This window comes from Burkholderia sp. Bp8963, from assembly GCF_003854275.1.
Taxonomy (GTDB): Bacteria; Pseudomonadota; Gammaproteobacteria; order Burkholderiales; family Burkholderiaceae; genus Burkholderia.
On record NZ_QTQP01000006.1, the window covers coordinates 103,518 to 116,281 of the forward strand.

12 protein-coding genes are annotated in these 12,764 nt (G+C 67.2%); 7 read left to right on the forward strand and 5 right to left on the reverse strand.

Annotated features, from left to right (window positions below):
* Nucleotides 1-50: 50 nt before the first annotated feature.
* Together DID96_RS07225 and cysS are read right to left on the reverse strand one after the other, a co-directional pair.
* On the reverse strand, nt 51-872 hold the full coding sequence (locus tag DID96_RS07225; protein ID WP_124598683.1) for a DNA-3-methyladenine glycosylase: 822 nt from the start codon (nt 870-872) through the stop codon (nt 51-53).
* Nucleotides 873-915: 43 nt separating this feature from the next.
* Complete coding sequence (gene cysS, locus DID96_RS07230) at nt 916-2,313, reverse strand: cysteine--tRNA ligase (RefSeq protein ID WP_124598684.1); 1,398 nt, start codon at nt 2,311-2,313, stop codon at nt 916-918.
* 223 nt (nt 2,314-2,536) lie between these two features.
* Here cysS and DID96_RS07235 point away from each other — a divergent pair, with 223 nt between their 5' ends.
* From DID96_RS07235 to DID96_RS07250, 4 genes are all read left to right on the forward strand, one after another.
* Nucleotides 2,537-3,256: a tetratricopeptide repeat protein gene (locus DID96_RS07235; protein ID WP_185732190.1), complete on the forward strand. Its 720-nt coding sequence runs from the start codon at nt 2,537-2,539 to the stop codon at nt 3,254-3,256.
* A 40-nt stretch (nt 3,257-3,296) separates the two neighbouring features.
* A complete protein-coding gene (locus DID96_RS07240; protein WP_124598685.1) occupies nt 3,297-3,872 on the forward strand; it encodes a peptidylprolyl isomerase in 576 nt (191 codons plus the stop codon).
* A gap of 87 nt (nt 3,873-3,959) precedes the next feature.
* Entirely contained in the window at nt 3,960-4,451 is a 492-nt protein-coding gene (locus DID96_RS07245) for a peptidylprolyl isomerase (RefSeq protein ID WP_124598686.1), read from the forward strand.
* A 23-nt stretch (nt 4,452-4,474) separates the two neighbouring features.
* Nucleotides 4,475-5,275 (forward strand): UDP-2,3-diacylglucosamine diphosphatase, encoded by an 801-nt coding sequence (locus tag DID96_RS07250; protein ID WP_124598687.1) that lies wholly within the window; start codon nt 4,475-4,477, stop codon nt 5,273-5,275.
* 34 nt (nt 5,276-5,309) lie between these two features.
* On the opposite strand, the gene cysE is transcribed toward DID96_RS07250, so the two are convergent.
* Both cysE and DID96_RS07260 read right to left on the reverse strand, forming a co-directional pair.
* A complete protein-coding gene (gene cysE, locus DID96_RS07255; RefSeq protein ID WP_124598688.1) occupies nt 5,310-6,083 on the reverse strand; it encodes a serine O-acetyltransferase in 774 nt (257 codons plus the stop codon).
* Nucleotides 6,084-6,249: 166 nt separating this feature from the next.
* Entirely contained in the window at nt 6,250-7,071 is an 822-nt protein-coding gene (locus tag DID96_RS07260; RefSeq protein WP_124598768.1) for an RNA methyltransferase, read from the reverse strand.
* 271 nt (nt 7,072-7,342) lie between these two features.
* On the opposite strand from DID96_RS07260, the gene DID96_RS07265 reads away from it, so the two are divergent.
* The 3 genes from DID96_RS07265 (at nt 7,343) to DID96_RS07275 (ending at nt 12,226) form a co-directional block, all read left to right on the forward strand.
* Entirely contained in the window at nt 7,343-8,146 is an 804-nt protein-coding gene (locus tag DID96_RS07265) for an inositol monophosphatase family protein (RefSeq protein ID WP_124598689.1), read from the forward strand.
* A gap of 164 nt (nt 8,147-8,310) precedes the next feature.
* Nucleotides 8,311-10,977 (forward strand): DNA mismatch repair protein MutS, encoded by a 2,667-nt coding sequence (gene mutS, locus DID96_RS07270; protein WP_124598690.1) that lies wholly within the window; start codon nt 8,311-8,313, stop codon nt 10,975-10,977.
* On the forward strand, nt 10,958-12,226 hold the full coding sequence (locus tag DID96_RS07275; protein WP_185732191.1) for a hypothetical protein: 1,269 nt from the start codon (nt 10,958-10,960) through the stop codon (nt 12,224-12,226). Before mutS ends, DID96_RS07275 begins: the two co-directional genes overlap by 20 nt.
* Here the strand turns inward: DID96_RS07275 and DID96_RS07280 are convergent.
* Complete coding sequence (locus DID96_RS07280; RefSeq protein WP_124598691.1) at nt 12,206-12,748, reverse strand: peptidylprolyl isomerase; 543 nt, start codon at nt 12,746-12,748, stop codon at nt 12,206-12,208. The two genes, DID96_RS07275 and DID96_RS07280, sit on opposite strands and share 21 nt — an antisense overlap.
* Nucleotides 12,749-12,764: the final 16 nt, after the last annotated feature.

Sequence of the window (12,764 nt, forward strand, 5' to 3'; positions counted from 1 at the left end):
CGCTCAAAACCGGCTCACAACTATTGATGTTTAAAACTCGATAGCCCGAATCATTCGCCGGCATCGAGCGAATCGAGGCTGCGCCACATGTACCAGGTCGCGACGGTGCGCCACGGTTCCCAGTTGGCCGCCACTTCCCGCGCTTCGCTGCGCGTGACCGGCTCCCCGCTGAAATAATTGACGCTGATCGCGCGGATCAGGCCCGGATCGTCGAGCGGCAGCACGTCCGGCCGCGACAGGTTGAAGATCAGGAACATCTCCGCGGTCCAGCGGCTGATGCCGCGAATCTGCGTGAGTTCCGCGATCACGTCCTCGTCGTCCATCGACGTCCACTTGTCGACGTGCAGCGCACCCGACACGAAGTGCTGCGCGAGATCGAGGATGTACTCCGTCTTGCGCTTCGACAACCCGCATGCGATCAGCTTGTCCGGACCGAGCTTGATCACCTGCTGCGGGGCGAGCTTCGGGCACGCTGCCTCGATCCGGCCCCATACCGCCTGCGCGGACGCGACGGAAATCTGCTGGCCGACCACCGAGCGCGCCAACGTGACGAACGGATCGCCGCGCTTCACGAGATGCGCGGGACCGAATTTCGGGATCAGCTTCTTCAGGATGCGGTCGCGCTTGACGAGGTCGGCGCATGCCTTGTCCCAGTACGCGGGACGCACGACGACGTCGACGCCGTCGAACACCGCCGACGCTGCCCCATCGACCGCCCGCGCCGGCTTGGCCGCCGGCTGCGCATGACCGTCGAGCTCGCCGTTCGGCACGGCGCGCTTCGCGTCCGCCTTCGCCGTCGGCGCGCGCTTGGCTGCCGGACGCGTGGCGACCGCAGTCGCACGCCTGACCGGCGCTTTTCTGGCCGTTGCCATCTTGCCTCCTACCTGACGAATCGGTCAGTGGAACGCACCGCGCTCATACGCGACGCCATTCGGTCGATCCGCCCGGTTTGTCTTCAAGCGCGATACCGGCGTCGAGCAGTTCCGCCCGGATCCGGTCCGCTTCGGCATAGTCTTTCGCTTGCTTCGCCGCGACGCGCGCGGCGATCCTCGCTTCGATCTCGTCGGCCGTGAGGCCGCCTTCCTGCGCGGCACCCGCCGCCTGCTGCAGGAACGCGCGCGGCTCGCGGCCGAGCAATCCGAGGAGCCCCGCGAGCTGCTTCAGCTGGCGTGCGAGCGTCGCGTCGCGCGTGCGGTTCACTTCGCCCGCGAGCTCGAACAGCACCGACACCGCGAGCGACGAGTTGAAGTCGTCGTTCATCGCGGCCGCGAAGCGTTGCGCGTGCGGTTCGTCCCAGTCGAGCGCCGCCGAGTCGGGCACGACATCCTTCAATGCGGTGTAGAGCCGCGTCAGCGACGCGCGCGCATCGTCGAGATGCACGTCGCTGTAGTTGAGCGGCGAGCGGTAATGCGTGCGCACGATGAAGAAGCGCATCACCTCGGCATCGTACTTCTCGAGCACTTCGCGGATCGTGAAGAAGTTGCCGAGCGATTTCGACATCTTCTCGCTGTCGACCTGCACGAAGCCGTTGTGCATCCAGTAATTGACGAACGTCTGGCCGGTCGCGCCTTCGCTCTGCGCGATCTCGTTCTCGTGGTGCGGGAACTGCAGATCCTGCCCGCCACCGTGGATGTCGAAATGATCGCCGAGCAGCGTGCAGCCCATCGCCGAGCACTCGATGTGCCAGCCGGGACGCCCCGGGCCGTACTTCGAATCCCACGACGTGTCCGCCGGATCTTCCGGCTTCGCGCGTTTCCACAGCACGAAATCGAGCGGATCTTCCTTCGCGTCGTTCGCGGCGACGCGCTCGCCGGCGCGCAGGTCGTCGAGCGACTTGCCGGACAGCTTCCCGTAGTTCGCGAACTTGCGCACCGAATAATTGACATCGCCGTCGGCCGCCTGGTACGCGTAGCCGTTCGCCTCGAGCGTCTCGATCATCCCGAGCATCTGCGGAATGAATTGCGTCGCACGCGGCTCGATGTCCGGCCGCTCGACGCCGAGCGCGCCGATATCGTCGTGCATGGCCGCGATGAAGCGATCGGTCAGCGACTTGATCGTCTCGCCGTTCTCGACCGCGCGGCGGATGATCTTGTCGTCGATGTCGGTGATGTTGCGCACATACGTGACCCGGTAGCCGAGCGCGCGCAGCCAGCGCTGCACCAGGTCGAACACGACCATCATGCGCGCATGGCCCACGTGACAATAGTCGTAGACGGTGATCCCGCATACGTACATCCGTACTTCGCCGGGCTGGCGCGGCACGAAAACTTGCTTGTCACGCGCGAGCGTGTTGTAGATGCGCAGTGAATCCATAGAGATGAACCGTGAGCCGAAGGAAACCGCCCTGGCGAAGCTCGCCCTGCATGCGAAACGACCGGACCAGCACCGCGGCGTCCTCGATATCACATGGGGCGGTCAGGCTGCAAGCACAGCGGTGACGGCCACGAGAGGCAGAAAGAAAGACTGCCTGCGGCTCGCCGGAACGCGCAGACGTTTTGTTAGAATGGCTCGGAGTATAACATTCCGATTTACGCCTATGAAATCTCCTCGCGGCCGCGCGCCGAGCGCTGCGACCCTCGTTGCGACCGCCGTCATGGGCGTCGCGCTGACGCTCCTGCCGGCCGCCGCGGCCCATGCTCAGAAGGCGCCGTCCGCCGCCGATGGCACCCCCGAGATCGATGCGACGATCGCCGGCAAGCAATGGAAGCAGGCGCTCGCACAACTCGACGCACGCATCGCCGCGAACCCGCACGACGTGCAGGCACAGTTCAAGCGCGGCACCGTGCTCGTGCGCCTGAACCGCGACGACGACGCGATCCAGCAATTCGTCGCGATCACGCAGGCGTACCCCGAACTGCCCGAGCCGTACAACAATCTCGCCGCGCTCTACGCGAAGCACGGCCGTTACGACGAAGCGCGCACCGCGCTCGTCACCGCGACGCAGGCGAACCCGAGCTACCCGCTCGCGTACGAGAACCTCGGCGACCTGTACCTGCGCCTCGCGGCCGAATCGTACAAGCGCGCGCAATCGCTCGGCCGCACGAGCGGCGCGACCGCGCAGCGTCTCGCCGACCTGCAGAAGATCATCTCGCCGCCGAAACCCGCTGCGGGCACGCGCGCCGCACCGTCGACGCCCGACTACGCGGGCCGCGCGACCGCGAACGTGTCCACCACCACGCTGCCGCTGTCGCCGACGTTCCAGTTCGGCGGCCCGTCCGGCGCAATGGCGGCGCCCTACGTCGCGCCGTCGCGTTGAGCGGCGCGAGGCACTTCTTCCATCCAACCAGAGGATCGCAATGAAACGTCTGTTGCTGGCGCTTGGCGGCGCCGCCCTTCTCGCGAGCGCGCCCGCGTTCGCGCAAACGGCCACCGCACACCCCGTCGTGCAGATGAAGACCTCGCAGGGCGACATCCGTGTCGAGCTGTATCCGGAGAAAGCGCCGAAGACGGTCGCCAACTTCCTCGACTACGTGAAGGCAGGCCAGTACAACGGCACGATCTTCCATCGCGTGATCAAGGGCTTCATGATCCAGGGCGGCGGCTACAAGACCAACTTCGACGAGAAGCCGACGCGCGCGCCGATCGCGCTCGAGAGCCGCAATGGTCTGAAGAACGTAACGGGGACGATCGCGATGGCGCGCACGGGCGACCCGAATTCGGCGACCGCGCAGTTCTTCATCAACACCGTCGACAACGCCGGTCTCGACTATCCGAACCCGGACGGCAACGGCTACGCGGTGTTCGGCAAGGTCGTGTCGGGGATGGATGTCGTGAAGAAGATCGAAGCCGTGCCGACGACGTCGCGCGGCCCGATGCGCGACGTGCCGGAACAGGCCGTCGTGATCGAATCGGCGAGCATCGTCTCGAAGTAATCCGGCCGGATCGTTCCGGCGCCTCACGCGGCCGCGTCGCACGACCGGCCGCGTGCCATTTAAACCGTCCCATCGAAGGAATTCATCATGGTTGAACTGCATACGAACCACGGCGTGATCAAGCTCGAACTCGACGCCGCGAAAGCGCCGAAGACGGTCGAGAACTTCCTGAACTACGTGAAGAAAGGCCACTACGACGGCACGGTGTTCCATCGCGTGATCAACGGCTTCATGATCCAGGGCGGCGGCTTCGAGCCGGGCCTGAAGCAGAAGCCGACCGACGCGCCGATCGACAACGAGGCGAACAACGGCCTGAAGAACGACAACTACACGATCGCGATGGCACGCACCAACGATCCGCACTCGGCAACCGCCCAGTTCTTCATCAACGTGAACGACAACGACTTCCTGAACCACTCGTCGCCGACGCCGCAAGGCTGGGGCTACGCGGTGTTCGGCAAGGTCGTCGAAGGCCAGGACGTGGTCGACAAGATCAAGGCCGTGAAGACGGGCAACGCCGGCTTCCACCAGGACGTCCCGACCGACGACGTCGTGATCGAGAAGGCCATCGTCGTCTGACGATCGGATACGGAGGCACTTCGATGCTGCAGGAGACTCCGCCGCGAAGCGTCTCCGCGGGCGTGCCAGGCGAGCGCGAATATGCGCAGGCCGCACGCCCGTTCTTGTTCATCTCCGATCTGCACTTGAGCGACGCGATTCCGAAGACGGTCGCCGCGTTCGAGCATTTCGTGAAATACACCGCCGACAGCGCCGACTCGGTGTTCATCCTCGGCGACCTGTTCGAATACTGGATCGGCGACGACGTGCTCGACGACGATCCGTTCGCCGCGCGCATGACGGCGCTGCTGCATACGTTCTCCGAACGCGGGATTGCGCTGTACGTGATGCACGGCAATCGCGACTTCCTGCTCGGCAAGCGCTTCATGAAGGCGGCCGGCGCGATGCTGCTGCCCGACCCCGCGCTGATCATGGCGTTCGGCCAGCGCATCGTGCTCGCGCATGGCGATGCGCAATGCACGGCCGATCACGGTTACCAGTTCTTCCGGCGCTTCGCCCGCAACCGTGCCGCGCAATGGCTGTTTCTCGCGTGGCCGTTCCGCTGGCGCCGCGCGATCGCCGAACGGATGCGCTCGAAGAGCGAGGCCGGCCGGGCTCGCACGCCGCATCCGCGCTACGACGTCACGCGCGCAGGTGTCGCCGCGCTGTTCCGTGCCAGCCGTGCGAGCGTGATGATTCACGGCCATACGCACCGCCCCGCGCGCCACCTCGAACCGGGCGGCGTGCGCTGGGTGCTGCCCGACTGGGATCTCGACCACGGCAAGCCGCGCGGCGGCTACCTGCGCATCGACGCGGAAGGGATCCACGCGCTGCCGCTCGACTGACCGCCGCAACCGCGGCGGCCCGCCATTCGCCGGCTCAGGGCTGGCGCTCGACCGCCTTGCCTTCCAGTACCGCCGACAGGCGGCGCAAATCCAGGCGCGCCGCATCGGCGCCCTGCAGCGTTTCCAGATGCGTGCCGAGCCGCTCGAGCGCCGCGACGATCTCGTCGACGCGCCGGCTCTCCTTCGCCGCGTGGTCGATCAGCCCATGGATCGCGAGCGACATCGGGTCGTCCGCGTTCGGCGTGATGCCGTACGCGCAGAACGCCGCGCGTTCCGGTTGCGGCTTCGGCTGCGCGGGCATCACGATGCGCGCCGGGTTGCCGACCGCCGTGCCGCCTGCCGGCACCGGCTTCACGACCACCGCGTTCGAACCGATCTTTGCGCCCGCACCGACCGTGAAGCCGCCGAGCACTTTCGCACCCGCGCCGACGATCACGCCGGCCTCGAGCGTCGGGTGACGCTTCGCGCCGCGCGTCAGCGACGTACCGCCGAGCGTCACGCCCTGGTAGATCGTGCAGTCGTCGCCGACGATCGCCGTCTCGCCGATCACGACGCCCATCCCGTGGTCGATGAACACGCGCCGGCCGATCGTCGCACCCGGGTGGATCTCGATACCCGTCAGGAAGCGTCCGGCCTGCGACGCGAAACGCGCGAGCCAGTAGCGCTTCGCGCGCCAGCATGCGTGCGCGAAACGATGCAGCACGAGCGCATGCAGCCCCGGATAACAGGTCAGCACTTCCCAGGCACTGCGAGCGGCGGGATCCCGCTCGCGAATCGTCGCAACGTCTTCGCGCAGTCTCGTGAACATGATCTGATCCGGGGAAAGGGCCGGCGCGCACCGCCGGCAATGGCCGGCCTTTATCGCGCCGGCTGCTTTGTATATGACGTTTGGCGATTGTAGGTCGAGTCGCGCACGCCCGCACAGCGCTGCGCGTTCACCCCGGAGCCGGCGCGGGTATTCGCGCCGACGAGCATTACGCGTCGCCGTGCGGCGTGCGCGACTTCAGCAGGATGTGCTTCGCGATCCCGCGCAGGATGTTGACTTCCTCGCGCTCCAGCCCCGTGCGCGCGAACAGGCGCCGCAGCCGCGGCATCAGTTTCTTCGGGTTGCGCGGGTCGAGAAAATCGAGCGCGATCAGCGCGTTCTCGAGGTGCATGTACATTCGCTCGATCTCGTCGCTTTGCGCGAGCGTGCCGGCTTCCGCCTGCGGCTCGGGCGCGCTTGCGTGGTCGAGGAACGCGATGCGCAGCTCGTAGGCGAGCACCTGCACCGCCTGAGCCAGATTCAGCGAGCTGTAGGCCGGGTTCGCCGGAATGTGCGCGAGCGCGCTGCACTGCTCGACGTGCTCGTTCGCCAGGCCCGTGCGCTCGTTGCCGAACACGAGCGCGATGTCGCCGGCGCCGACCTGCCGGCAAGCCTGCTCGGCGGCCGCCCGCGGCGCGAGCCGCGGCGGGCCGTATTCGCGCGAGCGCGCGGTCAGCGCGATCGACCAGTGGACGCCGGACAGCGCGTCGCCGAGGGTCGGCACGACATGCGCGGACGCGAGCACGTCGTCCGCGCCGCTCGCCATCGCGATTGCGTCGGGATCGCTCTGCACGTGCGGCACGCGCGGCGCGACCAGCACGAGCCGCGAGAAGCCCATGGTCTTCAGCGCGCGCGCGGCTGCGCCGACGTTGCCGGGGTGGCTCGGCTCGACGAGCACGAAACGGGTGGACGTAAAGCCGCCGCGCAGCGGCCCGGACGACTGCGCCGCGCCAGGCGCGGACGACGCAGCGGTGTTCTGCAAGGTTTCCAATACCATACGACTCGATTTCCAGAATGGCCGTATGGTATCGCCAACGCGGGAGCAAACCCACCTGTCCGGACGGCCAGTGGGGTTTCCCCGCATCAGGGCCACCTAAAACCACCGAAAGTCGGGTAAAATCATGCCCTTATGCGCGCCCGCAGCGGCGCGCGTCGTTCCCGCTCTTTGTCAATTCGCGTCTCATCTCGCCCGTGCGCGCCGTTCCGGGCGGGTCGTTCCACTTTCGTGGCGGCTCTCGCCGCCGGCTACAGGATCCAGGCTCATGCATCCCATGCTCAACATTGCTGTCAAGGCTGCGCGCCGCGCCGGACAGATCATCAACCGCGCGTCCCTCGATCTCGACCTGATCGAGATCCGCAAGAAGCAGCATAACGACTTCGTCACCGAAGTGGACAAGGCCGCAGAAGACGCGATCATCGAGACGCTGAAGACCGCCTACCCCGATCACGCCATCCTCGCGGAAGAATCGGGTGCATCCGACAATGAATCCGAATTCCAGTGGATCATCGATCCGCTCGACGGCACGACCAACTTCATCCACGGCTTCCCGTACTACTGCGTGTCGATCGCGCTCGCGCACAAGGGCGTCGTCACACAGGCCGTCGTCTACGATCCCAACAAGAACGACCTGTTCACGGCCACGCGCGGCCGCGGCGCATACCTGAACGACCGCCGCATCCGCGTCGGCCGCCGCGACCGCCTGTCGGAGTCGCTGATCGGCACCGGCTTCCCGTTCCGCGAGAAGGACGGCCTCGACGCGTATGCGCGCCTGTTCACCGAAATGACCCAGGCCTGCACGGGCCTGCGCCGTCCGGGCGCTGCGGCGCTCGACCTCGCGAACGTCGCGGCGGGCCGTCTCGACGGCTTCTTCGAGCAGGGCATCAACGTGTGGGACATGGCCGCGGGCAGCCTGCTGATCACCGAGGCGGGCGGCCTCGTCGGCAACTACACGGGTGACGCCGACTTCCTGCACCGTCATGAGATCGTCGCGGCGAACCCGAAGGTCTACGCGCAGATGATTCCGATCCTGAACCGCTACAGCCGCGTGCACCCGGCCGCGGAATAACGCCGCCGCGCGCAGCGCACGAACGGCCCGAGTCCGCCTGAGCGCGGCCCGGGCCGTTGCCTTTTCCGGCGGCGGATGGTCACATTGGCCGACCGGCCGACTCCCCGTCCGCCACCGACGCGGTAAACTCACCTCCAATTTTCGGACACGCAACCTTTCGCACGATGGCCATCCAGACCGACGACGCACTCTCCGCCGGGATCGCTCAGCACACGCCGATGATGCAGCAGTACCTGCGCATCAAGGCCGACCATCCTGACACGCTTGTCTTCTACCGGATGGGCGACTTCTACGAGCTGTTCTTCGAGGACGCCGAGAAGGCCGCTCGCCTGCTCGACCTGACCCTCACCCAGCGCGGCGCGTCGGGCGGCAACCCGATCAGGATGGCGGGCGTACCGCATCACGCGGTCGAGCAATACCTCGCGAAGCTCGTCAAGATGGGCGAGTCGGCCGCGATCTGCGAGCAGATCGGCGACCCGGCCACGTCGAAGGGTCCGGTCGAACGCAAGGTCGTGCGTGTCGTCACACCAGGCACGCTGACCGACGCCGCACTGCTGTCCGACAAGAACGACGTCTACCTTCTCGCGATGTGCACGGGCCACAACAAGCGCGGCGTCGCGGTCAACGTCGGCCTCGCGTGGCTCAACCTCGCGAGTGGCGCGCTGCGCCTCGCCGAGATCGAACCCGACCAGCTCGGCGCCGCGCTCGAGCGCATCCGTCCGGCCGAAGTCCTGACCGCCGACGGCGCGACCGATGCCGCGCTGGTCGGCGCGGGCGCGCTCAAGCGCGTGCCGGCCTGGCATTTCGACATCGCGTCGGGCACCCAGCGCCTGTGCGACCAGCTCGATGTCGCGAGCCTCGACGGTTTCGGCGCGCATTCGCTGACGAGCGCCTGCGGCGCGGCCGGCGCGCTCCTGCTGTACGCTGCGGCCACGCAGGGCCAGCAGCTGCGGCACGTGCGCAGCCTGAAAGTCGAGAACGAAACCGAATACATTGGTCTCGATCCGTCCACACGCCGCAACCTCGAACTGACCGAGACGCTGCGCGGCACCGAATCGCCGACGCTGTGCTCGCTGCTCGACACCTGCTGCACGACGATGGGCAGCCGCCTGCTGCGCCACTGGCTGCATCATCCGCCGCGCGCGTCGGTCGCCGCGCAGTCGCGCCAGCAGGCGATCGGCGCACTGCTCGACGCGCCCGCGAACGCGAGCGTCGACGCGCTGCGCAGCGCGCTGCGGCAGATCGCCGACGTCGAACGGATCACCGGGCGTCTCGCGCTGCTGTCCGCGCGTCCGCGCGACCTGTCGAGCCTGCGCGACACGTTCGCCGCCCTGCCGGCGCTGCGCGAGCGCATCGCGCCGATCGTCGGCAACGCGGATGCGCTCGCCCGCCTCGACGCCGCGCTCGTCCCGCCCGGCGAATGCCTCGACCTGCTGACGGGCGCGATCGCGCCCGAACCCGCGGCGATGGTGCGCGACGGCGGCGTGATCGCACGCGGCTACGACGCGGAACTCGACGAGCTGCGCGACATCTCGGAAAACTGCGGGCAGTTCCTGATCGACCTCGAGGCGCGCGAGCGCGCCCGCACCGGCATTGCGAACCTGCGCGTCGAGTACAACAAGGTGCATGGCTTCTATATCGAAGTCACGCGCGGGCAGACCGACAAGGTGCCCGACGACTACCGGCGCCGCCAGACACTGAAGAACGCCGAGCGCTACATCACGCCGGAACTGAAGACCTTCGAGGACAAGGCGCTGTCCGCGCAGGAGCGCGCCCTGGCACGCGAGCGCGCGTTGTACGACGCGGTGCTGCAAGCGCTGCTGCCGTTCATTCCCGAGTGCCAGCGCGTCGCGTCCGCACTCGCGGAACTCGACCTGCTCGCAGCGTTCGCCGAGCGCGCGCGGGCGCTCGACTGGGTTGCCCCGACGTTTTCCGACGAGATCGGCATCGACATCGAGCAAGGACGGCATCCGGTCGTCGAGGCGCAGGTCGAGCAGTTCATCGCGAACGACTGCAAGCTCGGCACGGATCGCAAGCTGCTGCTGATCACCGGTCCGAACATGGGCGGTAAGTCGACGTTCATGCGCCAGACGGCGCTGATCGCGCTGATGGCCTACGTCGGCAGCTACGTGCCGGCCCGGTCGGCCTGTTTCGGCCCGATCGACCGGATCTTCACGCGGATCGGCGCAGCAGACGATCTCGCTGGCGGCCGCTCGACGTTCATGGTCGAGATGACCGAGGCAGCGGCGATCCTCAACGACGCGACCCCGCAAAGCCTCGTGCTGATGGACGAGATCGGCCGCGGCACGTCGACGTTCGACGGCCTCGCGCTCGCGTGGGCGATTGCACGGCACCTGCTCGCGCACAACGGCGCCTATACGCTGTTCGCGACGCACTATTTCGAACTGACGCAGTTGCCGGCCGAATTCCCGCATGCGGCCAACGTCCACCTGTCGGCGGTCGAGCACGGTCACGGCATCGTGTTCCTGCATGCGGTCAACGAAGGCCCCGCAAACCAGAGCTACGGGCTGCAGGTCGCGCAGCTCGCGGGTGTGCCGGCGCCGGTGATCCGCGCGGCACGCAAGCATCTCGCGTATCTCGAGCAGCAATCGGCCGCGCAGCACACGCCACAGCTCGACCTGTTCAGCGCGCAGCCCGCCGCCGACGATCTCGAATGCGCCGATGCGCCCACGCCGCCGAGCGCGCCGCACCCGGCGCTCGAGCGGCTGCGCGAGATCGATCCCGACGACCTGAAACCGCGTGAAGCGCTCGACCTGCTGTACGAACTGCGCACGCTCGTCCAGTCGCACGATGCCGACGGGCACGCGTAAGCGCACGTCGTCCGCGCCGCGGCTGCGTTGCGCGCTCGCGCTCGCGATCGCGGCGGCGCTCGCAATGTCGCAGCCGGACGCACGGGCGGCGCCCGCCAAGCGCGCCGGCGCGCCCTATTCGTTCGCGGTCGTCTCCGGCGTGATCGGCTCACCAGCCGACGAAACCGCCGCGCAGCGGATGCTCGAAGCGATGGCGCGCGAACGCAACCTCGCGTTCGTCGTGTATGCGGGCGATCTGAAGGGGCCGAAGGAAGCGTGCCAGGACACGCTGTACATGCAACGCGGCGCGATTCTCGACGCGGCGCGCGTGCCGCTCGTGTTCGTTCCCGGACACGACGACTGGGTCGCATGCAACACCGCGACGGGCGGCGGCTACGATCCGGTCGAGCGCCTCGACTACCTGCGTCAGACGCTGCTCGCCGATGCGGCGCAGCCCGATCCGGGCGCGCTGCAGATCACGCGCGAAAGCGAAGTCGCACGCTTTCGGCCATACCGCGAGAATGCGCGCTGGATACGCGACGACATCGTGTTCGTCGCGCTCAACGCACCGGCACCGAACAATCATTTCCTGACGGCCGGCGGCCGCAACGGCGAATTCGAGGACCGGATCATCGCGAACGGCTTCTGGATCGATCATGCGGCCGAATACGCGAAGCGGCGCGACGCGCGCGCGATGGTGGTGATCTTTGAAGGCGATCCGCACTTCGACCGCTACGAGCGTGCAGAACGGTTTGCGTGGCTGCGCTTCAACCGGCCGCGCGTACGCGACGGCTTTCGCGAGCTGAAACGCACGCTCGTGAAGGCTGCGACGGCTTACCGCGGCCCGATACTCGTGATCCATGCGAGCGGCGAACCGCTCGCGAACGGCTTCGTCATCGACCGTCCGCTGCGTGCGGATAACGGGGAACTCGTGGGGAACGTGACGCGAGTCGCATTCGGACCGCGCCAGCCTGCGAATCAATGGGTGAAGGTCAGCGTCTCGCCGGCCCGGCAGACGCTCTTCAACATCAGTTTGCAGGATGTGCCGAAAAACCTGCCGGTGCCGCCGGCACTGCCGGCCGCCCCACCCGGCGACATCCCGGTGCCGCAGATGCCGGAAATCCCGGCGTTGCCGGCGCTGCCCGATTCGTCATCGGTCGCGCCGCCGCTGCCGGGCGACAGCGTGGCGCCGTACGGCTCATCGGCGCCGGCGCCGCCATCCGGCCTGGCGCCGAGCTTGCCAGCGAGCTCAGTGCAGCGTGCGCCCTGACGGTTCGCCGTCTTCGTCGTCCTCATCCTCGTCGACGATCTCGAGCCCTTCCGCGCCGTGTGCGTGCTCGTGTTCGATTTCGTCCTCGGTCGCTTCGCGAACGTCCTTCACGGTCAGCGAAAAACGCAGCGCCATGCCGGCGAGCGGATGGTTGCCGTCGAGCACGACCTTGTCTTCGGCGATGTCGGTCACCGTGTAGATCAGCGAGTCGACTTCTTCGTCGCCGTCCTCCGGCGTGCCTTCGAACTGCATGCCAACTTCCAGCGGTTCCGGGAAACGATCGCGCGGCTCGATCTTCACGAGTTCCGGGTCGTAGTCACCGAACGCGTCCTGCGGCTCGAGCTGAATCTGCGCCTGGTATCCGGGCTCGTGGCCATCGAGCTGTTCCTCGATCTTGGGGAACGTGCCATCATAGCCGCCGTGCAGATAGACCATCGGCTCGTCGCTTTCCTCGATCAGGTTGCCTTGCGCATCCGACAGCTTGTAAGTGACCGACACGACGGTGTTTTTTGCGATTTTCATCCAATTCTCCCAAATA

Coding starts and splice junctions, on each gene's coding strand:
- DID96_RS07225 (WP_124598683.1), bottom strand. CDS start 872: ATGGCAACGGCCAGAAAAGCGCCGGTCAGGCGTGCGACTGCGGTCGCC.
- cysS (WP_124598684.1), bottom strand. CDS start 2,313: ATGGATTCACTGCGCATCTACAACACGCTCGCGCGTGACAAGCAAGTT.
- DID96_RS07235 (WP_185732190.1), top strand. CDS start 2,537: ATGAAATCTCCTCGCGGCCGCGCGCCGAGCGCTGCGACCCTCGTTGCG.
- DID96_RS07240 (WP_124598685.1), top strand. CDS start 3,297: ATGAAACGTCTGTTGCTGGCGCTTGGCGGCGCCGCCCTTCTCGCGAGC.
- DID96_RS07245 (WP_124598686.1), top strand. CDS start 3,960: ATGGTTGAACTGCATACGAACCACGGCGTGATCAAGCTCGAACTCGAC.
- DID96_RS07250 (WP_124598687.1), top strand. CDS start 4,475: ATGCTGCAGGAGACTCCGCCGCGAAGCGTCTCCGCGGGCGTGCCAGGC.
- cysE (WP_124598688.1), bottom strand. CDS start 6,083: ATGTTCACGAGACTGCGCGAAGACGTTGCGACGATTCGCGAGCGGGAT.
- DID96_RS07265 (WP_124598689.1), top strand. CDS start 7,343: ATGCATCCCATGCTCAACATTGCTGTCAAGGCTGCGCGCCGCGCCGGA.
- mutS (WP_124598690.1), top strand. CDS start 8,311: ATGGCCATCCAGACCGACGACGCACTCTCCGCCGGGATCGCTCAGCAC.
- DID96_RS07275 (WP_185732191.1), top strand. CDS start 10,958: ATGCCGACGGGCACGCGTAAGCGCACGTCGTCCGCGCCGCGGCTGCGT.
- DID96_RS07280 (WP_124598691.1), bottom strand. CDS start 12,748: ATGAAAATCGCAAAAAACACCGTCGTGTCGGTCACTTACAAGCTGTCG.